General features: G+C 30.3%; 26 protein-coding genes. 17 read left to right on the top strand and 9 right to left on the bottom strand.

The genetic code is table 11. From position 1 onward, the window contains the following. Positions 1-2: 2 nt before the first annotated feature. The 5 genes from DT059_RS04825 to DT059_RS04805 are packed head-to-tail and all read left to right on the top strand — an operon-like array spanning position 3 to position 5,007. Complete coding sequence (locus DT059_RS04825) at positions 3-560, top strand: HD domain-containing protein (protein WP_145597231.1); 558 nt, start codon at positions 3-5, stop codon at positions 558-560. A 29-nt stretch (positions 561-589) separates the two neighbouring features. Next, the gene (locus DT059_RS04820; protein ID WP_145597229.1) at positions 590-1,885 is read left to right on the top strand and encodes a glutamate--cysteine ligase; all 1,296 of its coding nucleotides are present in this window, start codon (positions 590-592) and stop codon (positions 1,883-1,885) included. After that, a complete protein-coding gene (gshB, locus tag DT059_RS04815; RefSeq protein WP_145597228.1) occupies positions 1,875-2,801 on the top strand; it encodes a glutathione synthase in 927 nt (308 codons plus the stop codon). The genes DT059_RS04820 and gshB overlap by 11 nt, the downstream gene beginning before the upstream one ends. Then, positions 2,798-3,673 carry a DMT family transporter gene (locus DT059_RS04810; protein WP_145597226.1) on the top strand — a complete coding sequence of 292 codons (876 nt, stop codon included), beginning with the start codon at positions 2,798-2,800 and terminating at the stop codon, positions 3,671-3,673. Before gshB ends, DT059_RS04810 begins: the two co-directional genes overlap by 4 nt. A 29-nt stretch (positions 3,674-3,702) precedes the next feature. Further along, positions 3,703-5,007, top strand: coding sequence for an MFS transporter (locus DT059_RS04805; protein WP_145597225.1), 1,305 nt, complete (start codon positions 3,703-3,705; stop codon positions 5,005-5,007). On the opposite strand, the gene DT059_RS04800 is transcribed toward DT059_RS04805, so the two are convergent. Continuing rightward, positions 5,004-5,450, bottom strand: a complete 447-nt coding sequence (locus DT059_RS04800; RefSeq protein ID WP_145597223.1) for an MOSC domain-containing protein — start codon at positions 5,448-5,450, stop codon at positions 5,004-5,006. The genes DT059_RS04805 and DT059_RS04800 overlap by 4 nt on opposite strands. Before the next feature lie 47 nt (positions 5,451-5,497). On the opposite strand from DT059_RS04800, the gene DT059_RS04795 reads away from it, so the two are divergent. From DT059_RS04795 to DT059_RS04750, 10 genes are all read left to right on the top strand, one after another. Beyond that, entirely contained in the window at positions 5,498-6,322 is an 825-nt protein-coding gene (locus DT059_RS04795; RefSeq protein WP_145597221.1) for a phytanoyl-CoA dioxygenase family protein, read from the top strand. Between the two features lie 3 nt (positions 6,323-6,325). Continuing rightward, on the top strand, positions 6,326-7,336 hold the full coding sequence (locus DT059_RS04790; protein WP_145597219.1) for a Gfo/Idh/MocA family protein: 1,011 nt from the start codon (positions 6,326-6,328) through the stop codon (positions 7,334-7,336). Beyond that, positions 7,333-8,412 (top strand): Gfo/Idh/MocA family protein, encoded by a 1,080-nt coding sequence (locus tag DT059_RS04785; RefSeq protein WP_145597217.1) that lies wholly within the window; start codon positions 7,333-7,335, stop codon positions 8,410-8,412. The genes DT059_RS04790 and DT059_RS04785 overlap by 4 nt, the downstream gene beginning before the upstream one ends. Before the next feature lie 2 nt (positions 8,413-8,414). After that, positions 8,415-8,882, top strand: a complete 468-nt coding sequence (locus DT059_RS04780; protein ID WP_145597215.1) for a hypothetical protein — start codon at positions 8,415-8,417, stop codon at positions 8,880-8,882. Between the two features lie 279 nt (positions 8,883-9,161). Then, positions 9,162-9,611, top strand: coding sequence for a hypothetical protein (locus tag DT059_RS04775; protein ID WP_145597213.1), 450 nt, complete (start codon positions 9,162-9,164; stop codon positions 9,609-9,611). After that, complete coding sequence (locus tag DT059_RS04770; RefSeq protein ID WP_145597211.1) at positions 9,611-9,994, top strand: hypothetical protein; 384 nt, start codon at positions 9,611-9,613, stop codon at positions 9,992-9,994. The genes DT059_RS04775 and DT059_RS04770 overlap by 1 nt, the downstream gene beginning before the upstream one ends. Continuing rightward, a complete protein-coding gene (locus DT059_RS04765; RefSeq protein ID WP_145597209.1) occupies positions 9,991-10,533 on the top strand; it encodes a hypothetical protein in 543 nt (180 codons plus the stop codon). The genes DT059_RS04770 and DT059_RS04765 overlap by 4 nt, the downstream gene beginning before the upstream one ends. 3 nt (positions 10,534-10,536) lie before the next feature. Next, a complete protein-coding gene (locus tag DT059_RS04760; protein ID WP_145597207.1) occupies positions 10,537-10,827 on the top strand; it encodes a hypothetical protein in 291 nt (96 codons plus the stop codon). A gap of 437 nt (positions 10,828-11,264) precedes the next feature. Beyond that, a complete protein-coding gene (locus DT059_RS04755; RefSeq protein ID WP_205713265.1) occupies positions 11,265-12,218 on the top strand; it encodes an SDR family NAD(P)-dependent oxidoreductase in 954 nt (317 codons plus the stop codon). A gap of 107 nt (positions 12,219-12,325) precedes the next feature. Continuing rightward, complete coding sequence (locus DT059_RS04750; protein ID WP_145597204.1) at positions 12,326-12,871, top strand: TetR family transcriptional regulator; 546 nt, start codon at positions 12,326-12,328, stop codon at positions 12,869-12,871. A 312-nt stretch (positions 12,872-13,183) separates the two neighbouring features. Here DT059_RS04750 and DT059_RS04745 read toward each other — a convergent pair whose 3' ends face one another. Genes DT059_RS04745 through DT059_RS04725 form a run of 6 tightly spaced genes read right to left on the bottom strand, consistent with a single transcriptional unit; the run spans position 13,184 to position 15,919 of the window. Next, complete coding sequence (locus tag DT059_RS04745) at positions 13,184-13,675, bottom strand: hypothetical protein (protein WP_205713264.1); 492 nt, start codon at positions 13,673-13,675, stop codon at positions 13,184-13,186. Further along, on the bottom strand, positions 13,675-13,842 hold the full coding sequence (locus DT059_RS07295; RefSeq protein WP_168189259.1) for a hypothetical protein: 168 nt from the start codon (positions 13,840-13,842) through the stop codon (positions 13,675-13,677). The genes DT059_RS04745 and DT059_RS07295 overlap by 1 nt, the downstream gene beginning before the upstream one ends. Next, positions 13,843-14,043 carry a hypothetical protein gene (locus DT059_RS04740; protein WP_145597200.1) on the bottom strand — a complete coding sequence of 67 codons (201 nt, stop codon included), beginning with the start codon at positions 14,041-14,043 and terminating at the stop codon, positions 13,843-13,845. Next, entirely contained in the window at positions 14,018-14,677 is a 660-nt protein-coding gene (locus DT059_RS04735; RefSeq protein WP_145597198.1) for a hypothetical protein, read from the bottom strand. Before DT059_RS04735 ends, DT059_RS04740 begins: the two co-directional genes overlap by 26 nt. Next, the gene (locus DT059_RS04730) at positions 14,677-14,949 is read right to left on the bottom strand and encodes a hypothetical protein (RefSeq protein WP_145597196.1); all 273 of its coding nucleotides are present in this window, start codon (positions 14,947-14,949) and stop codon (positions 14,677-14,679) included. The genes DT059_RS04735 and DT059_RS04730 overlap by 1 nt, the downstream gene beginning before the upstream one ends. Before the next feature lies 1 nt (position 14,950). Continuing rightward, the gene (locus DT059_RS04725) at positions 14,951-15,919 is read right to left on the bottom strand and encodes a DUF4268 domain-containing protein (RefSeq protein ID WP_145597194.1); all 969 of its coding nucleotides are present in this window, start codon (positions 15,917-15,919) and stop codon (positions 14,951-14,953) included. A gap of 410 nt (positions 15,920-16,329) precedes the next feature. On the opposite strand from DT059_RS04725, the gene DT059_RS04720 reads away from it, so the two are divergent. Together DT059_RS04720 and DT059_RS04715 are read left to right on the top strand one after the other, a co-directional pair. After that, entirely contained in the window at positions 16,330-16,791 is a 462-nt protein-coding gene (locus DT059_RS04720; protein WP_168189258.1) for a hypothetical protein, read from the top strand. A gap of 69 nt (positions 16,792-16,860) precedes the next feature. Next, complete coding sequence (locus tag DT059_RS04715; RefSeq protein ID WP_145597190.1) at positions 16,861-17,088, top strand: hypothetical protein; 228 nt, start codon at positions 16,861-16,863, stop codon at positions 17,086-17,088. Here the strand turns inward: DT059_RS04715 and DT059_RS04710 are convergent. Further along, entirely contained in the window at positions 17,081-18,130 is a 1,050-nt protein-coding gene (locus DT059_RS04710; RefSeq protein ID WP_145597188.1) for a threonine aldolase family protein, read from the bottom strand. The two genes, DT059_RS04715 and DT059_RS04710, sit on opposite strands and share 8 nt — an antisense overlap. A 2-nt stretch (positions 18,131-18,132) precedes the next feature. Next, the gene (locus DT059_RS04705) at positions 18,133-19,248 is read right to left on the bottom strand and encodes a serine/threonine protein kinase (RefSeq protein WP_145597186.1); all 1,116 of its coding nucleotides are present in this window, start codon (positions 19,246-19,248) and stop codon (positions 18,133-18,135) included. Between the last annotated feature and the right edge of the window lie 2 nt (positions 19,249-19,250).

Here is a 19,250-nt window from a genome sequence, read left to right as displayed (position 1 = left end):
TTATGAAAACAGTAAATTTTACTGAAATGAAAAATGGAACTAAGGAAGATTATGAGCTTCTTGAAAAATTTGAGAAAAACTTTGAAAGACAAACAGCTGATAGAGTTTTAAATTATTTATCTAAACAAAACACTACTTTAGAAGGTTACAAAATCACTAGACTAGAACACTCCTTACAAGCTGCAACAAGAGCTTTTAAAAATAAAGAAAGTGATGAAATGGTTGTTGCAACTTTACTTCATGATATTGGAGATGATTTAGCACCAATGAATCATTCTCAATATGCTGCATCTATACTAAGACCTTATGTTTCAGAAAGAACTTATTGGATTGTTCTACACCATGGTCTTTTTCAAACTTACTACAGCGCTCATCACTTAGGTGGTGACAGAAATGCAAGAGATAAATTTAAAGACCACAAATATTATCAAGACACTATAGATTTTTGTGAAAAATATGACCAATGCTCTTTTGACCCTGATTACAAAAGTATGACTTTGGATGATTTTAAGCCATTAGTTAAAAAAATATTTGCAAAAGAGCCTTATTATTATCTTTAAATTTAGGTATAAATCATTACTTACAGCGCATGATTGATTCAAAAGAAAAAATTATAAATTATTTTAAATCAGGTATTAAAGATCCCAAAAAATTCAAAATTGGGATCGAGCATGAAAAGTTTTTATTTAATAATTCAAACAATAAAAGGATTAATTATTCAAAAATAAAAGAAATGTTTACAGCCTTACTTGAATTTGGCTGGAATCCAGTTTTTGAAAAAGAAAATATTATTGCACTTAATAAAGGTGGTAAAAATATAACGCTTGAACCAGGCAATCAGATAGAATTATCAGGAGATAAATTAAATCATATGCACGAAGCTTGTGCAGAGTCACAAGACTATTTGTTTGAATTAAAACAAGTTACAAAAAAATTAGATATTAAAATTGTTAGTGCAGGGTTCGATCCAATATCTAAATTAAGTGAAATCCCAAACAATCCAAAACAACGATATGAATTGATGACTAAGGATATGCCTTTAGGTGGTGAACTTAGTTTAGATATGATGTATCGAACATGTGGCACACAATTAAATATAGATTATAGTTCAGAAGAAGATTTTATTAAAAAGTTCAGAGTAGCAAATTCTATAGTGCCTATTGCAATTGCTTTATTTGCTAATTCCTCAATTGTTGAGAAAAAAAATAGTAACTATTCATCTTATAGATCTAAAGTTTGGCAAAGCACTTCTAGAGGTGGATTGCCTAAATTATTTTTCGAAAATATGAATTTTGAAAAATATGCAGATTTTGTAATTAATTTTCCTATATTATTTATACAAAATGAAGATCAGTATATTTCGGGTAGGAAATATATTTTTAAGGATTTTATGGAAGGAAAAATTCAAGAAATTGGAAATAGGCTTCCAACTGAAGCAGACTTAACAACTCACTTAAGTACAATATTTACTGAAAACAGAGTTAAAAAATACATTGAATTAAGATCGATGGATACCTGTGGTTGGGATTGTTTATGTGCAGGACCAGCTTTCAATATAGGTATGCTTTATGGAAATTTAGATGAAGTTGATGAACTAATTTCAACATGGGAGATCGATAAAATAATTAATGCTTATCTAGAGGCGCCACAAAAGGGATTTAACACTCAATTAATGGGTAAAGATCTTCTTTATTGGTCATCTACACTTTTAGACCTTTCAAGAAAAGGTTTAGAGAATAGAGATGTTTTAAGTAAAAAAGGTAATAACGAGACTGTATTCCTAAACCATCTACAAAAAGTAATTGATAATAAGACAACAAATGCAGATCATATGATTAGTAAATTTTCAAAAAACGAAAATTTAGACGAATTATATGATAAATAAAATTGTTGCTATTCAAGGAAACCATCCTTCTAAACTGAAACCTTTAACGGATACAAGTGTTTTTTTAGCAAACGAAATTCAGAACAAAAAATATAAAATTTTCTATTACGATCCAAAAGACTTATCAGTTGTTAATTCAAAAGTTACAGCTAAGGGTTTTTTTATTAAATTTAACTATAGCAATAAAAAATTCTATAAAATTACAAAAAAACAAAATCTAGACTTAACAAAATGTAAATTTATTCTTATTCGCCAAGATCCACCTTTTAATCTTGAGTATATTTCAACAACTTACATTTTAGATACAATTAAGACTAAAGTTAAAATAATTAACAACCCTACCGCTGTAAGGAATATTTCTGAAAAATTGTATTCATCTAAATATCAAAAATACATGCCAGCTACTATTTTTACTCAAAATATGGATGAAATTAAAAAATTTTTCAAAAAAAACAAAAAAGTTATTTTAAAGCCCATCCATAGTTTCAGTGGAAATGATATTCATTTATTAACCAAATTTAATTCAAAATTAGTTAATAAATTTATAAAAAAACATGATCATATCATGTGCCAAAAATTTCTTCCTAAAATAAGTAAGGGAGATAAAAGGGTTTTTATCATTAATGGAAAAGTATGTGGTGCAATTTCAAGGGTTCCAAAGAAAGGTTCGATTTTAAGTAATATGAGTAAAGGAGCAAAACCAACTAATATAAAATTAAAAAGTAAAGAAATTAAAATTTCAAAATTAATTGCAAAAGATTTAAAAAAAGAAAATATTTTTTTTGCAGGAATTGATTTTATAGATCAAAAACTCAATGGAGATATAAATGTTACCTCTCCAACTGGACTTAAAACACTTTATGACTTATCAGGAAAAAATTTAGCTAAAACTTTTTGGAAAGAGCTTAAAGCGTGAAAAATTTAACCAATCAGCAAAAAGGTTCATTGATGGCTTTTATAGGAGTTATGTTTATAACTCCAGATTCTTTGCTCATAAGATTGTCAAATATTGATACTTGGGGAATGCTTTTTTACAGAGGGGCAATACCGTTTATGGTAGTTTTAGTTGGTCTTCTTTTATTTTATAAAAATAATTTCTTAAAAGCTTTGTTTAAAATTGGTTATCCAGGTATTTTTTATGTAATTAGTTTTTCTATTTGTAATATTACTTTTATTATTTCAATTCAAAATACTAATGTAGCAAATACTTTATTAATGGTGGCTCTTGCACCAATGCTTTCAGCAATCTTAGGGGCTATTTTCTTAAAAGAAAAACCAGATAATAAAACTTGGGTTGCTATAATAATTACCTTTGTTGCTTGTGTTTATATTTTTTACGACTCTTTAAGTCTTGGCAATTTTTATGGAGATATGTTTGGTTTAATCACTTCTTTTGGATTAGCTTGTAATGCTAACATTGCGAGATACGCTAAAACTATTGATTTAGTACCTGCTGCTGTAATTGGAAAATCGTGCGTTGCTATATTTGCCTTTTTCTTTGTTAAAGACTTTGCTTTAGTTGGAAATGATCTTTTTTATATACCTTTAATGTGTGTAATGTGTGTAGCTATACCATTTGTTTTGGTCACCATAGCACCAAGATTTATAACTGCAGCTGAAGTTAATCTATTTTTCCTATTAGAAACTATCCTGGGACCGATATGGGTTTGGATGGTTATTAAAGAACAGCCCTCTAACGAGACTATCTATGGGGGTATCGTTATCATTATTACGATAGCAATTCATTCTTTACTGGCCATAAAAAAAACACAAACCAAAACTACGTAGCCAGAAAATATTAAAGTTAAAAACTATATATGCAAAAAGAAGTAAAAAAGTCTTGGGCTCTATTTATAGGGATAGGGGTAATGATGATTGCTCATGGTTTGCAAATGCAAGTTATGGGTATTCGATCAGTACTTGAAGATTTTAGTGTTTTTACAACTGGTATCTTTATGTCTGGATATTATGTTGGTTACTTTGTGGGCTCAAGAACAACACCTAACTTTGTTCAAAAAGTTGGTCATATAAGAGTTTTTGCTGCATTCGCTTCACTTGCATCTTTAAGTGCTTTAATCGCTGTTGTTTATGTAAATCCATTTATGTGGACAATTAGTAGATTCATAACAGGTATAAGTTTAGTCAGTTGTTATGTGGTTACAGAAAGCTGGTTAAATGATAGAGCGACTAATAAAAATAGAGGACAACTATTGTCTGCTTATATGATGGTAATCTATTTTGGATTAGCTATAGGTATGTTGCTACTTAATGTTAGCAAACCAGAAGACTACGAACCATTTATTTTAGTTTCCATTTTACTTTCTCTTGCGCTTGTTCCTATTTTATTAACTAAAAGACCTGCCCCTAAATTTAAAAAAATAGATACGATAAGTATTAAAGAATTGTATAAGATTTCACCACTTGGTTCATTGAGCTCATTCTTTACTGGTATCATTCATGCAGCATTTTTTTCTTTAATATCTGTTTACGCAACACTTGCAAAATTTTCTTTGGTTGAAACATCAATACTTTTATTTATTGCAACAATTGCGGGAGTGATTGGCCAAGGACCTATAGGTTATTTTTCGGATACATTTGATAGAAGAAAAGTAATTGTTATTACAACTTTTGGAAGTTGTTTTTTAGCCTTTATTTCAATTCTAACTTCAAATGATCCTATTCAAAATATTTATTACATGGATGAATTTGCTTTTAGAAAAATTATTTTTTTTATTGCTGTAGGTTTGTATTCAAGTTTATGTCTTCCTTTGTTTTCACTTAACCTTGCTCACACAAATGACTTTGTTCCTAAATCAAAATTCGTAGCAGCTGGAGGTGGTTTGCAGTTTATCTTTGGTGTAGGCGCAATTAGTGGTCCTATTTTATGTTCTGTGTTTATGGAATGGTTTGGATTAAATGGTTTATTTGTTTTTTTAATTATTGCGCATGCGATAATTGGTGGATTTGGTTTATATAGGATGAAAGTTAGAGAAACTGTTGAAAACCCGGACTCAACTTTTACACCTATACCAGCAACAATTACACCTGCTGGACTAGAACTAGACCCCGATACACCTGCAACACTTGATGAAAATCCAGTTAATGAAACTGCAAAACCTTAATTAATTATTTCTATTTTATCACCGACATTAATTTTGGAAGATGTGAGAATTTGACATCTAAGGCCTCCTTTTCTCATAAATTCTTTAAGAATATTTTTTTGATCAAGCATTTCGGTCAAATGTCGACACGGTCTACATAATTCAATTCCCTCTAATTCAACATTTCCTACTTTCAATTTTTTTCCAATTAAATCGTTTAACTGAATACCTTTTGTAACAACGTTCCGTCTAAAATTGATGTAAGGTATATCGAGCCCAAATTTAATATTATATTCATCAATATTCTCAGCCTCTATTAAAGATAATTGATTGTAAGGATCATTAAAATCATGAAAATGTCGATCTCCTACTATTCCTTTATTTGCTAAAACCTCAATTGAATTTACTTCCTTAATTGGTTGATTGTTGTTGGCGGTAATTCCTAATTTAAATACTTCGGCCATAAATTATTGAAGAAATAGTTGAGCTCATATAATCTTTTTAAAATAATATGACTTATCTAACATCAAATCAACTTAAACAGTATGAAGATCAAGGTTACATATCCCCTATTGAAGTTTTGTCTAGTCGTGAAGCATTAGAGGCAAGAAAGGAAATTGAATTAATTGAAAAAAAACTACCAAATGAAATAGATAAGTCGGGAAGATATAATGTTCATTTAATTTCACCAAAACTTGATTCGATTGTTCATAATTCAAAAATTTTAGATGCAGTAGAAAGTATTATTGGAAAAAATATCTTAGTTTGCAGCACTACTTTATTTATTAAAAACCCTAACGAACAGGGTTTTGTAAGCTATCACCAAGATGCAAAGTACATAGGATTAGAACCACACAATTGGGTCACAGCATGGGTGGCATTAACAGATTCGAACGAAAACAATGGATGTATGAAAATGTGGCCTAAATCACATTTAAATATTAAAGACCATAATGAGAAATTTAATGAAGGAAATTTACTTACCAGAGGACAAACAGTAGAGAATGTACCTGAAGATGAAGTTAAATCTATAGAACTAAAAGCCGGTCAAATGTCATTGCATCATCCAAGAGTAGTACATGGATCAGGGATAAATAAAAGTAATGATAGAAGAATAGGATTTGTTATCCAAAGTTATATAGGCACAAACGTAAAACAAACTTTAGGAAAAAATAGTGTTCAAATTGCAAGAGGTGAGGATAAATATTATCATCATGAAATTATAAATAGAACTAATGCTTTAATGAGTGAAGAAAGTATTTTGCTTCGAAAAAAAGAAAATTATTACTTGCAAGAAATTTTTTATAAAGGTGCAAAACAAAAAGGTTCTTATTAGTTTATGAAAGAAACACTTAACCTAGGAGTAATTGGAATAGATCATGGTCATATTTTCGATATGCTAGATGAAATGATTAAAGAAGGTTGTAGTTGTAATTCTTTTTGGACAGATGGAGATCCTTTAACTCTTCAAGAATTTAAAAAAAAATATCCAAATATAAAAAGAAAAGAAAATAAAGAGGAAATATTAAAGGACTCATCTATTGATATGATTTTAATATCTTCAATCCCTGTAGATAGAGCTGGTCATTCAATAGATGCATTAAAAGCTGGGAAAGATGTTATGGTAGATAAACCAGGCTGTACTACCTTAGATCAATTAAATAATTTGAAAAACACTGTTAAAGAAACTGGAAAGATCTGGTCTATAAATTTTTCTGAAAGATTTCACGTTGCTGCAGTTGCTAAAGCTGAAGATTTAGTAAATGAAGGCAAAATAGGAAAAGTAAAACAAACTATTGGAACTGGTCCTCATAGACAGGGTAATTATGAAAGACCTGATTGGTTTTATAATCGTCAAAGTTATGGAGGTATCATTACCGATATTGGTTCTCACCAAATTCATCAATTTTTAGTTTTTACAAACTCAAATCAGGCAAAAATCAACCATGCATTAATAGAAAATACGACAAAGAAAGATATGCCTGGTTTTCAAGATTTTGGTGAAGTGAACCTTACTGGAAATGGCGGGCATGGTTATGTTCGCCTAGATTGGTTTACTCCAGATGCCCTCCCAACCTGGGGAGATGGAAGATTGTTAATCCTTGGAGACAAAGGTTTTATTGAAATAAGAAAATATACAGATTTAGCAAAATCAGAAAAAGGTAATCATTTATTTTTAGCAAATAATGATGAGGTGAAACATATTGATTGTTCTAATGTTAAGCTGCCTTACTTTAGTAATTTAATTAATGATGTTTTAAACAGAACGGAAACTGCATGTCCTCAAGATCTTACTTATCTTTCAATGGAACTTGCTATTAAAGCTCAAGAGCAAGCTGAAAAAAAATGAAAAAGTATCAAGTAGCAATAATTGGAACCAATATAGGGGCAAAACATTTTGAAGATTTTCAAAAAGTATCAGAGAGATTTAATGTTCACACATTATGTGGTTTAACTAGGGAGGCTATTGATAAAATATTACAATCAAATACTGAGACAAAAGTTTCTCTAAATTTTGACGATGTATTAAAAGTTAAAGAAATTGATATCATTGATATTTGCCTTCCACCCCATTTGCATTTTTCTGCTTGTAAAAAAGCTATGGAAGCTGGAAAGCATGTGATTTGTGAAAAACCATTAGTTTCAAGTCTTAAAGAAGTAGACGAATTAGAAAAAATTAGCAGAGAAACTGGTAAGATTATTTTCCCAGTATTTCAATATCGATATGGTCTAGGATTTTCAAAATTAAAAGCATTGATCAAATCTGGTTTAGCAGGAAACCCTTTGGTTGCATCTTTAGAAACTCATTGGAATAGAGGTAAAGATTATTATTCAAAACCTTGGAGAGGAACTTGGAAAGGTGAACAAGGTGGAGCAATTTTAAGTCACTCTATTCATATTCATGATTTAGTTAGTATGATCTTAGGTCCTGTTTCAAATGTTTTTGCAAAATTAACAACTAGAGTAAATGATATTGAAGTTGAAGATTGTTCGGCCCTTTCTATTGAAATGGAAAATGGAACTCTAGTGACAAGTTCAATTACATTGGGTGCAGCAAATGATACGAGTAGACTTCGATTTTGTTTTGAAGGGTTAACAGCTGAGTCTGGTGCATCACCAGATAAACCATATAATCCAGCTGATGATAAATGGGACTTTTTACCAAGAGCTCCTATAACTCAAACTCAAATAGATGAAGTACTATCAAAAGTAAAAGAACCAAAATCATGGTATGCAGGTATGTTTGATGAAATTGCAAATAAACTAGATGGATCTCCTAGTGATGAAGTAACTTTATCAGATGCTAGAAAATCTCTAGAATTTGTAACCGCTGTGTATGATTCTTCTAGACAAAATAAGAATATTAAACTTCCAATCAATAAAGATAATCCTTTATATAATTCTTGGTTACCTTTAAATAATTAAACATGTCAGATTCAAATAAAGCACCAAACGATTTTTTTGATAATTGGAATAAAATCCAATCAATGTCGTATAAAAACGTCATTGAACTACTTGTAAAGAGAAGTAGCGAAAAAAAGATTTTAGCTTTAATCCAATTTGAATTAGATCAATTTTCAGAAAATGTTCAAAAGGATTTAGCTATTTCTGAAACAAGTTCTTTCTACCAAGAAATATCTAATCTTTTTAGAGATTCAAACTGGTGGTCAACTGCTACAGTAACAGACGCTTGTAAATATTATTTAAACTGTGCGAGAAATAATATTTCTTATTTTGAAAACTATGTAGAGGCAGATGGTGATTTGTCTCAAAATCAAAAAAATGAGATATTTGCCTTATATCAATTATGTACTTTATTTGTTTCTTGGAATGCTATTAAAGACAAACAAATCAGAGAAATTATAGATATTAGAAAAAGTTTATTTTTTAGGTAAAACTAAACTGTATGAACAAAGAAAACGCAAGTAAACTCTGGAAAATGATCCAGGAAGCTGGCGATTATTTGGGGGAATAGAGGGACAACACATTCCACATTAAGCTACATTAAACTACAGTACTTATGCGGATAATCAAAAATTTACATTGAATAAATCGCTTAAAGACTCATCAATTTAATAAAAAAACTCGATCCATAACTCGATAATAAAAAGATAAATCAAATAACTATTTTTAAAGCAAATAGACTCTGGTTTCAGGATTTGCTAATCTAGTTTATGCCTTTGACAATTACTCAATCAAATAAAAAAGATTATATTAGTAGAGACTTCATATTTAATGCTAGAAAAGACAAAATAGTTATTGGTTGGAAAGTATTAGGAATAGGTAAAAACTACGAAATAGCATGTGATGATGTAAAAGAATTTAAGGTTCTGGACGAAAATTCAAAGCCTTTTAAAACAAGTAGTGCTCTTAAGAAAACAGGTGGAGCTTTAGTTGGGGGTTTACTTACAGGTGGTGTAGGAGCTATCATAGGTGCAATGATTACGGGTAATAAAACAAAAAAAGATCTTAAAATAAACTTAGGTTTTAAACTTAAGAATAAAGATTGGTTTATTGCTACACTAGATGTTGAAGATAAAGAAAGTTTCACAGGAGGAATGGAAAAGTCAGTAATTGAGGAAGTTGTAAAAAGATTTTCAGTAAAATCAGAGGCACCATTTTAATGAAAAAGCTTTTAGGAATTGTATTTCTAAGTTTTATATGGATTATTCCAATATTAGCAGATGAAAACTGTAAAGATCTGAATCCAGAAATTATTTTAGATTTAGGAGGATCATCTGACACAGAAAAAATAGTTTATTCTACATACGACAGCTGTACAAAACAAAATGATTATTGTGGTGTAAATGGATGCGCTTTAGATGTCTTTGATGACAAGGGAGAATATGTTTTGGGATATATAACTAAAGACGATTGGTACATCAGGCCAGTTAATATTGATGGTCAAAAACCTACATTTGAACTAGTTGTCCCTTTAGCAAATGGTGACTTACGAATTGTAAAAGTCATTAAAAATAAAATTACCGAAACAATAGTTAAGAAATGAAAAAAATTTTAAAGACAACTATTCTTTGGCTTTTATTTATTGGAAATTCATATGCTATTGAAAATTGGGAAATTAAAAAAGTTATAGATGATAAATATACTCAAGTTTCTACAACTGGGCTTATAACTTATGGTGCTGAATACAAATTACTTATAAGAAATAATAATGTATGCAAAACTGTTGAGGATAATTTTGTATTTTATACAACAAAAAATAATCCAAATATTATGAAAATTATTGGCAAAACCGTTAAAGTCGAAACTTTAGGTGTAGAGATATATTCAAAGATAAGAACTGTATATCCCGCAATGTTAGGACACTTAGTATGGTTCACAAATGGATTATATGATTTGGAAAAACATGGAAGATTTCTAGATCAACATGAAAAGTTAAAAGTAAATTTGATTAATGTTTATGATGATTCTGGAAAAAAAATTGCTCCTGCAGAAGAATTTTTTGATGAACTAACAAACTCTTGGAATTTAAAGAATGTATACAAAGCTTTAAAAGAAGGTAAAAAAATGTGTTTAGGTAATTAAAAAATGACAACTCTTCTGATTCTACTAGTCACAATAGCAGTTATGGCTGCAGATCCAATAATATTTGTCATTGTGCTTGTTCTTAATTTTTTATTACTAAATAAAAAAACAATTTTAGTATATGGGATTTTAGGAGGTTTGATTGCAGAAGTAATATCTTCATCATTAAATCCTGGACAAGATTTTGGTGATAAAATATTGTTAAGAATTATAGCAGCAACCATTCAATCAATTATTGCTTATTACATAGTAAAATATTTCAAAAATCGAAAAAATAATAAAAAAAAAAAATAAATGAAAAAATTTTTAGTTATTTAAGTTCTGGGTTATAGGATTTTATAGGATAACTCGATAATAACTCGATAATGAAGAGATAAATCAAGAAATGGGATAGTGTGAATAAAGAAAACGCAAGTAAACTCTGGAAAATTATTCAGGAAGCTGGCGATTATTTGGGGGATTAGAGGGACACATTATTCCACATTAAGCTACATCAAACTACAGTAATAATGCGAGTAATTAAAAATTAACTTAAAATAAATCAGACTAAGACTCATCAATTTCTTCTCTTAAACTCGAACTATACTCGAATTAAAATAGATAAATCAAAACAGTAATTTATATCAAAATAAGTCTTTGTCAACAGTTGTTGATAAAATAATAATATAAGTCAACAGTTGTTGACTCTTTAAATGATAGATTCTAAACTTTATTTTCAAAAAGGAGTAATTATGAATAATGAAAATAAGAATATGAGTCGAAGACAAGCAATTAAGGGAATTGGTGCAGTAGCATTAGGTACCACAGCATTAGCAGCTTCAAGTACTGCTAAAGCGAATGAAAAAAAAACAAAAAAAGAACTTGAAGGAAAAACAGCTCTGATCACAGGTGGAGCACGTGGCATTGGTTTGGCTAGTGCTGAAGAGCTTGCAAAAGCAGGAGCAAATATCGTTCTTTTTGATGTAGCAAGTGATTTAGAGGGTGTAAATTATCCTTTGGCCACTGATTTAGATCTAGCAAATGCAAAAAGTAAAGTAGAGTCTTATGGTGTTAAATGTATTTCTTATAAAGGAGATGTAAGAGATAGATCTGCCCTATCAGATGCTGTTGGTATGGCTGTTAAGCAGTTTGGAACATTAGATCATGTTGTAGCAAATGCAGGAGTAACACAAATTGGAATGATGGAATATTTCAGTGAAAAAGAAATTCAAACTGTAATTGATATAAATGTGACTGGAGTTGTGAAAACTATACAAGCTTCTATACCAGTTATGAGAAAACAAAATTCTGGGGGAATAACTATTTTATCTTCAGTTTTAGGACGTATGGGTGAAGAGTGGTTTCCAGTTTATTCTGGTACTAAGTGGGCTGTAATTGGATTAGCAAAAAGTACCGCTTTAATTATGGGAAAGCATAACGTTACTTGTAATGCTATATGTCCAACTGTTGTAAAAACTAAACTCATGAACAATAAATATGTTCTAGGAGCAATGTCTCCTGAAAACCCAACATGGGAAGGTTTAGAAACGTTAATGAAACAATGGAGAAACCCTCTTCCAATGGGAGCATATAACCCTAATGAGATTGGTGAAATGGTTAAATTCTTTGCTAGTAAAAGTGGTGAAAAAATTACTGGTGAAGTTCTAGGAGTAGCAGCAGGTTTATTTGCTCGGAATACTGCTTAAATATTCTTCCTCTCGGATCAATCTTTAAGACCCTATTTGAATTGATCTAAAAAACTATAAGTCACCTTGTATTTATTATAAGGTGACTTGTTATATTTTTTTAAAAGATGAGAAATTCAAATAATTCAAAAAAAATAATTTTTAATACTGCTAAAAAGCTTTTCTGGACGAAAGGTTATTCAAATGTTTCAGTTCGAGATATTGCCAAACAATCTAAATATGACATCGCTCTTATCTCAAGGTACTTCGGCAGTAAGAAAAAGCTTTTTGAAGAAACATTAAAAGATGTTGCAGAATGGTTTGTTGATGTAAATCCAAATAATATTGTTGATTTTATGGTTGAAGGCCTAATGGAAAATTCAAATCCAAAAGATGATGTAAACCTTGTTAGAATGCTGTGTATGAATTCTGGTGATCCAGAAGTTGGACATATAGTTAAAAAATTTCATAGAGAAAAAATGAGAAAACCAGTAATTGATGGGATAAAGAAAAAAATTAAACCTATTAATTATGATTTAATGGGTGCAATTTTAGTAGGGGTTTCTGTTGCACGAAAAACTCTCGACAATCCTATTTTAAGCAAACTGAATGATAGAGAATATGAAAAGGTATTAAGGCATTTATTTAATGCAGCGTTGAATTATAAAAATTAATTATAGGATTTAATAGGATAACTCGAACTACACTCGAACTAGAAGAGATAAAACACGTTATTGGGTTGTATGAACAAAGAAAACGCAAGTAAACTCTGGAAAATTATTCAGGAAGCTGGCGATTATTTGGGGGAATAGAGGGACAACATATTCCACATTAAGCTACATTAAACTACAGTACTTATGCGGATAATCAAAAATTTACATTGAATAAATCGCTTAAAGATTCATCAATTTAATTAAAAAACTCGATCACCAACTCGACACAAAAGAGATAAAACAAAGTTTGTTTATTTAAATTTTATTAAGTGGTTAAATCTCTTCTAAATCGCCTAAACCACATAATTTTTTTGATTTAATTAATCTTTTTCCCCTAAGGCCTCTGTTGTATCTAGTGATAACTGTGCTTGGTAACAAATTAAAATGCTGGGCTAATTTAGTTAAACTATAAAATGAATAACCATCAATTGTAATAGGTGATTTAAGTATTTTGCTTTCTTTTCTATTTAAAGCATGACTCAATTTAGCTCCATTTCTCATTCTTCTAATAAATAATGCTTCGCTTACTGATTTTTCATTTTTGTTTTCTTGATATAATTTTTGATAATATTCAGTTCGAATTTTTTTGTTAGATTTCTTTAATGCTAGGCTTATCGATTTTGTTTTTAATAGTTTTTTTCTAAAAGTCTCAAATGAAGGGGTCTCTTCTGTTTTATTTAATTGGTAAAGATTATAGAGACTTTTATAAAATTTATTTTTATATTTAACAGCTTTCATAGGCTTAATCTCTAAACTTCCCAGCATTATCTATTTCTAGATCTTGTTTTTTCGTTAATTTTTCTACCATAATCCCTTATCTGTATTCTCTCTAATGCTAGAGATTTTTTATCATTTTTCTTTTTAATAAAAAATAAAACGACAGATAAGATCACTATAGAAAGTATCACTAAAAATAGAATGCTAGAAATCATTTACTTGCCTCTTTCAATTTCACTTTGAAGCTCAGCTTGATATTCAGCAACATCTTCCATTTTAACATCTGGATTATCAGCAACCCATTGTTCCTGGGACGCTAGATGTTCTGCTAGATCTCTACCATCAGGTTCATAATTTTTATAAATATCATCAATTTGTTCCTGATCTGATTTAACCTGCTTTTTTTTCTTGCTCATAACATTTCCTTTCACTGATTAGTTTGTTTGATTTTTTTATATTTTCTTCTGCCCACAAGGGTTGAAGGTTTTCATAGTTAAAGCATTTTTTTTGCTCATCTAAATTTTTTAAATTAAATTTTGAACACGGAATTAAGTGATCTATGTGCCAACCATGAACTCCATAGTTAGACCAACTCATACCTTTTTTGAATTTTTTTTCTAAATGAATTTTCAGATCAGTTACAGTACATCCAATTAAATTCAGGGTATGTTCTTTTTTAGTTTGATTTTGTAAGTTTAAAATTTTATTTAGTCTTCTTCTAAGATTTTTAGCTATTCTTACTTCTGGTTTGCTATTTAAGTATCTAATATAAACAACCTTTCTTTTTTTTGATTGTCTATATTTTTTATATCTTGCTTTTGAGGCATCACCATTTTGATAATTTTCATTACATTTTTTCCAGGTAGAGCTCTTTTTGTATTTTTTCCACCATTCTTTACCTTCAGTGGATTGACGCCAAATTTTATCTTTCAATTTCCCCTGAGGACTTTTTCTATAGTGTTGTCTTTGACACTTATCTTTACAAAAAACTTTTCTTAAATTTTTTGTCTCAAAACTATCTCCACAATTTTTACAATATTTTAATTGCATTAGTTTAAAACGCTGTGGCCTCTGTTTTTCAGACAATTTTTGTAGAGAACTTGGTATCTACTTTCCATTGTTTCACTTAACATCCAAGAACTAACGTTTCTTACAAGATTAGTATTTTCCTTGGCTACCTGTTTACAATGCTGCAAATCGTTTGTTATCTGATCAGCTTTATTTTCATTAAATGTACCCGATCTTCCTGCAGTATCTATAACGGGTTTATACGTGCAGGAAGCTAAGGCAATTGTACCAACAATTATTAATAATTTTTTCATATTAGTTAATGCTAAATTGATTATCAGGGTTATTGATCTGTTTAATTCTAGGTGAAAAAACTTTATACAGTTTTTCAACTCTATCTATTAACCAATCAGAATTACTTTCCCATTGATCTTGATTTTCAATATTGAAGTTATATTTGAAGACCTTAATTCTGCTAGCTTTACTATCATCTAGATCTTGCCAATCTAAAGGTTCTCCAAATTCCTTTTCGATCTCAGTTTTATTTCGTTTTAATGCCTCGTATAAACTTTGATCTTTAGGTATATAAACTTCAGCTGCTACATACTTTTCTCTTTTATTCAACAAACCAGACAAATGTGATTTTCCATTTCCAAGTTTAAAAGTATGATAATGTTGAGCTCTTGGCTTTCGAGTAGATAAAAAACTACCTTTGCTTTGAATTTTATTATTTAAATGAGTCCAGAAATCCTGTTTTAAGATTTTACTAGGAGTTAATTTTCCAGAACATCTATAGCCATAGTTACTTCTAGTTTTAATCCACTCATTTGGTTGACTAATAACTTTGAAATTAACAGCAATATCTGAATTCCCAATTTTAACAGCTTCAATTTTAATACCAAAGAAATTAATATCTGGATCAGTTATTTCATTTAACCTATCTAATACTGCTCTATGTTCATCTTTAAATTCGGAACTAAGCCACACTATTGATTTAGCATTTAAACCTGTTGCGTAGGTTAATAGTTGTCCTAAATGCTTGTGGTCACTCGTATCTAATTGATTTTCTATTACAACATTATTCTCAGTATTTTCATCTTTGCAGTATATGTCAGCACTAAATACTCCAACTGGTTTTTCTTCTTCGATAACTGTTAGATCCATGTCTATAACATCTCCCAGTCTATCAATATTTTCTGCTAACCATGGAGTGAAGTCAGAAGCTTCATTATTCCATATATTTCTTATATCCACATTTTCTAACGTGCTTATTTGCCTATCCATAACTATTTCCTTTCTTTTGTTGTTAATTAGTTATGAAATCAGAATATTTATTAAAAATTTTCTTTCTACTTTATTGATGTACATAAAAAATTTTTTTATGTACAAAAAATTAAGCTTAAAATTTGATCTAAAAAAAACCCCCGGGGGAGATAAGCCCGGGGGTAACTAGAAAGAAAAACAAAACAATATGAAATCTTTCTACTTTCAAAAAACTAAAAAGTATATTTTATTGCTGTACATAAAGTGACTTTGTATGTACGGAAAATTTATTAAATTATTTAGGTAAAAAAAACCCCCGGGGAGAGAAGCCCGGGGGTATCAAGATATGAATGATTTAGTTTTACTTTTTAAATACTAAAAAGTATATTTTATTGCTGTACATAAGATGACTTTATATGTACAAAAAAAATATGCCAAAAAAGCAAACAAGAGAGTTTTTATCAATTGAACAAGCTCTAAACTATGCATTAGAGCAACTTTCAGAAAATGAAATTTTAGAAAATACTAAAAGAGAAAAGGTTCATTTCACTAGATATGCTAATCCAAAAGAGGGAGATCGAAACATATCTCACTTGGATTCTATAAATATTGATGTGGCATTAATGAAGAAAAACAAAGGTCATCCCTTACTTGATGTACACCAAGCCATTATGGATAAAGCAATAGAAGGAAGTAATTTAAAACCAGATATTTCGAGAACCTTACTAAACATGGGAGAAAGATTAGGAAAACTAATGGGTGTAACAGAAAAGGCAATGCAAGAAAACAGTCCGGGTGGAGCATCCATCAGCAAAGCTGAAAAAGAAGAAATCTACAAAGCAATTGCTGAAGTTGAGGAAAAAATAAGTACGCTAAAAAAAGCTTTAGATTAATTATAGGATTTTATAGGATAACTCGACACTAACTCGACACAGAAGAGATAAAACAAGGATTGAAGTAGTTTGAATAAAGAAAACGCAAGTAAACTGTGGAAATTTATTCAGGAAGCTGGCGATTATTTGGTGGGGCAATTACCTGACCACCCAAATCACCCTAAAGGAAGAAACCCCTATGCTCATGTTGCTATTTGTGTGAAGAGTAAGTTTAACGCAAGTTATAAAGACATTCCTGACGAACAATATGATGAAGTGATAAAATATATTGAGTTTTTAAAAGAAAATCCTAGTTAGCTTTAATTGTATTTAACAATTCATCAACATCGCTATCTTTAGTATTCCAAGCAGCAACTAATCTTACCGCTTTACCATCTAATTCTTCTTCATTCATTTTATAACCTTCAGAATTTAGATGTTCTATTTTTTCTCTTGGAAATTTTGCAAAAACTTCATTTGCCTCAGTCGGATAAGCAATTTCAATATCATTATGTTTACTTAGACCGTCACTTAACTTTTTACCCATTGCATTAGCGTGTTTTGCGTTTCTCAACCAAACATCATTTGATATATATGCATCGAGTTGTGCAGAGACAAAACGCATTTTAGATAACAAATGCCCTGCTCGTTTCATTAAAAAAGCAATGTCCCCTACTAATTCTTTCTTAAAAAATATAATTGCTTCAGCTGCTAAACATCCATTTTTAGTTGCTCCAAATGACAATACATCAACCCCTGATTTCCATGTCATTTCGGCAGGAGTTACATTTAAAGAAACCAGTGCATTAGCAAACCTTGCTCCATCCATATGTAAATTTAGATTATGTTTATGGGTGATTTCTGCAATTTTTTTTATTTCATCTAATTGATAAACTTCACCTGTTTCACAAACCTGAGTAATGCTAACTGATGAAGGTTGAGTATGATGAACAATTCCTTTTCCACCTATCGATTGATCCAACTCCTCTGCAGTTATTTTTCCCATTATTCCATTTAAAGGAACCAACTTTCCTCCTCCTGTATAAAATTCAGGTGCACCACATTCATCGGTATTTATATGAGACATCTTATGACAATAAATGTTTCCATAAGAAGGTGTCATTGTAGATAATGCTAAAGCATTAGCAGCTGTTCCTGAGGCAGTAGGAAAAACAATTACTTCTTTTTCAAATATTTCTGAAAACTTATCTTGTAACTCTGTTGAGATTGGATCATTTCCATAAGGAGTACTATCTCCTTCATTGGCTTTTAAAATTGCATCTAATACCTCGGGACAGGCACCTGCAACATTATCAGAAGCGAATTTAACTCGCTCTCTTTTTATTTTAATTTTTGCCATAATTATTGTTTTGGAAAGTAATCTTTAAGTTCACCCTCTCGATAAACATCTGCAGTACAACAGTGTAAACCCCCACCAAAAGCGTAGGCATCTCTAAGTTCTACTGGTATAACTTCCATTCCTAATTTATCTAATTGTTCAGCTTGGTATTTTTCACTTTTTTCGACACATACAGTTTTAGGATCTAAAACTAAAACATTCATTGATAGCCAAGTTGATGAATAACATAATGGCGGTGGTTCGTTATGTGCTGGCTGTGCGCTGTCTACGATTTCCCAACCATTGTCTTCAAATAATTTTCTTTGTTCCTTAGGAAGTCTTCTTTGTGGGTTATTGATAATTAAACCCTCTTTAATTGGGGTAAAAGTTGCATCAATATGAATTGGATAAGGATCACCTGGGAAGTTAACAGCATGAACTCTGTGATCTTTATAATGTCTCTTTAGCCAATCAATTCCTTTTAAATTTGTTGTGAATCCATGTTGTACAACCAAGTCTTTCCCAAATCTCAATACATCTGCTGCATCAAATAATGGTTCTTCTTCAGTGGTTACAAAATATTTTTTTTCAGTCCACTCTAATCTTTTTTGAACACCAATTTTATCTGATAAATAATCTTTTCTGTAATCTGCATCCGTTAATCTTGGTTTTGGAGCAGACTCGTGTCTCATATTAGGATCTTGATTATAATAATCTTTTAGAAGTGGTCGGTAACATAAATATTCAAACCAACGACAACGATAACTCATTGTAGCTTCTAAAATTTCGTTTCCTACTGTTAACAAAACATCTCTTGGAGGCATACAGCCAAACATGGTTTCTGCTTCCCAATCAGGTGTTGATGTTTTTTGATTAAAATCTATTGGTGTGGGTCGATCAACTTTAATGCCTCTTTTTTCAAGCATGTTTGAAAAGTTATCTAATAATTCATTTGCTTTATCGACAGTATCTTTTGTTCTTGGTCCAAACTGACCTCGCATATCACTATCTTCTGGAACTTTTGCATCTAATGCTGGTTCTGGTGCTGGAATACAAGTTCCATCCGCTCTTCCAACAATTACATGTTTTAATGGATCCCACTCGTTCCAACTATTAACAATAGTTTTATTCTCGCTCATAA

It is taken from the genome of Candidatus Pelagibacter sp. FZCC0015, from assembly GCF_007833635.1.
GTDB lineage: Bacteria > Pseudomonadota > Alphaproteobacteria > Pelagibacterales > Pelagibacteraceae > Pelagibacter.
The sequence above is the reverse complement of the archived record's forward strand: the minus strand, read 5'-3'. Positions and strand labels throughout refer to the sequence as shown.

What these genes read in the sequence shown, in the direction of transcription:
- DT059_RS04820 (WP_145597229.1), top strand. Translation starts at nt 590, where the DNA reads ATGATTGATTCAAAAGAAAAAATTATAAATTATTTTAAATCAGGTATT.
- DT059_RS04770 (WP_145597211.1), top strand. Translation starts at nt 9,611, where the DNA reads ATGAAAAAGCTTTTAGGAATTGTATTTCTAAGTTTTATATGGATTATT.
- DT059_RS04780 (WP_145597215.1), top strand. Translation starts at nt 8,415, where the DNA reads ATGTCAGATTCAAATAAAGCACCAAACGATTTTTTTGATAATTGGAAT.
- DT059_RS04740 (WP_145597200.1), bottom strand. Translation starts at nt 14,043, where the DNA reads ATGAGCAAGAAAAAAAAGCAGGTTAAATCAGATCAGGAACAAATTGAT.
- DT059_RS04765 (WP_145597209.1), top strand. Translation starts at nt 9,991, where the DNA reads ATGAAAAAAATTTTAAAGACAACTATTCTTTGGCTTTTATTTATTGGA.
- DT059_RS04745 (WP_205713264.1), bottom strand. Translation starts at nt 13,675, where the DNA reads ATGCTGGGAAGTTTAGAGATTAAGCCTATGAAAGCTGTTAAATATAAA.
- DT059_RS07295 (WP_168189259.1), bottom strand. Translation starts at nt 13,842, where the DNA reads ATGATTTCTAGCATTCTATTTTTAGTGATACTTTCTATAGTGATCTTA.
- DT059_RS04725 (WP_145597194.1), bottom strand. Translation starts at nt 15,919, where the DNA reads ATGGATAGGCAAATAAGCACGTTAGAAAATGTGGATATAAGAAATATA.
- DT059_RS04720 (WP_168189258.1), top strand. Translation starts at nt 16,330, where the DNA reads ATGCCAAAAAAGCAAACAAGAGAGTTTTTATCAATTGAACAAGCTCTA.
- DT059_RS04755 (WP_205713265.1), top strand. Translation starts at nt 11,265, where the DNA reads ATGAATAATGAAAATAAGAATATGAGTCGAAGACAAGCAATTAAGGGA.
- DT059_RS04775 (WP_145597213.1), top strand. Translation starts at nt 9,162, where the DNA reads ATGCCTTTGACAATTACTCAATCAAATAAAAAAGATTATATTAGTAGA.
- DT059_RS04730 (WP_145597196.1), bottom strand. Translation starts at nt 14,949, where the DNA reads ATGAAAAAATTATTAATAATTGTTGGTACAATTGCCTTAGCTTCCTGC.
- DT059_RS04785 (WP_145597217.1), top strand. Translation starts at nt 7,333, where the DNA reads ATGAAAAAGTATCAAGTAGCAATAATTGGAACCAATATAGGGGCAAAA.
- DT059_RS04735 (WP_145597198.1), bottom strand. Translation starts at nt 14,677, where the DNA reads ATGCAATTAAAATATTGTAAAAATTGTGGAGATAGTTTTGAGACAAAA.
- DT059_RS04710 (WP_145597188.1), bottom strand. Translation starts at nt 18,130, where the DNA reads ATGGCAAAAATTAAAATAAAAAGAGAGCGAGTTAAATTCGCTTCTGAT.
- DT059_RS04825 (WP_145597231.1), top strand. Translation starts at nt 3, where the DNA reads ATGAAAACAGTAAATTTTACTGAAATGAAAAATGGAACTAAGGAAGAT.
- DT059_RS04805 (WP_145597225.1), top strand. Translation starts at nt 3,703, where the DNA reads ATGCAAAAAGAAGTAAAAAAGTCTTGGGCTCTATTTATAGGGATAGGG.
- DT059_RS04760 (WP_145597207.1), top strand. Translation starts at nt 10,537, where the DNA reads ATGACAACTCTTCTGATTCTACTAGTCACAATAGCAGTTATGGCTGCA.
- DT059_RS04790 (WP_145597219.1), top strand. Translation starts at nt 6,326, where the DNA reads ATGAAAGAAACACTTAACCTAGGAGTAATTGGAATAGATCATGGTCAT.
- DT059_RS04795 (WP_145597221.1), top strand. Translation starts at nt 5,498, where the DNA reads ATGACTTATCTAACATCAAATCAACTTAAACAGTATGAAGATCAAGGT.
- DT059_RS04800 (WP_145597223.1), bottom strand. Translation starts at nt 5,450, where the DNA reads ATGGCCGAAGTATTTAAATTAGGAATTACCGCCAACAACAATCAACCA.
- gshB (WP_145597228.1), top strand. Translation starts at nt 1,875, where the DNA reads ATGATAAATAAAATTGTTGCTATTCAAGGAAACCATCCTTCTAAACTG.
- DT059_RS04705 (WP_145597186.1), bottom strand. Translation starts at nt 19,248, where the DNA reads ATGAGCGAGAATAAAACTATTGTTAATAGTTGGAACGAGTGGGATCCA.
- DT059_RS04750 (WP_145597204.1), top strand. Translation starts at nt 12,326, where the DNA reads ATGAGAAATTCAAATAATTCAAAAAAAATAATTTTTAATACTGCTAAA.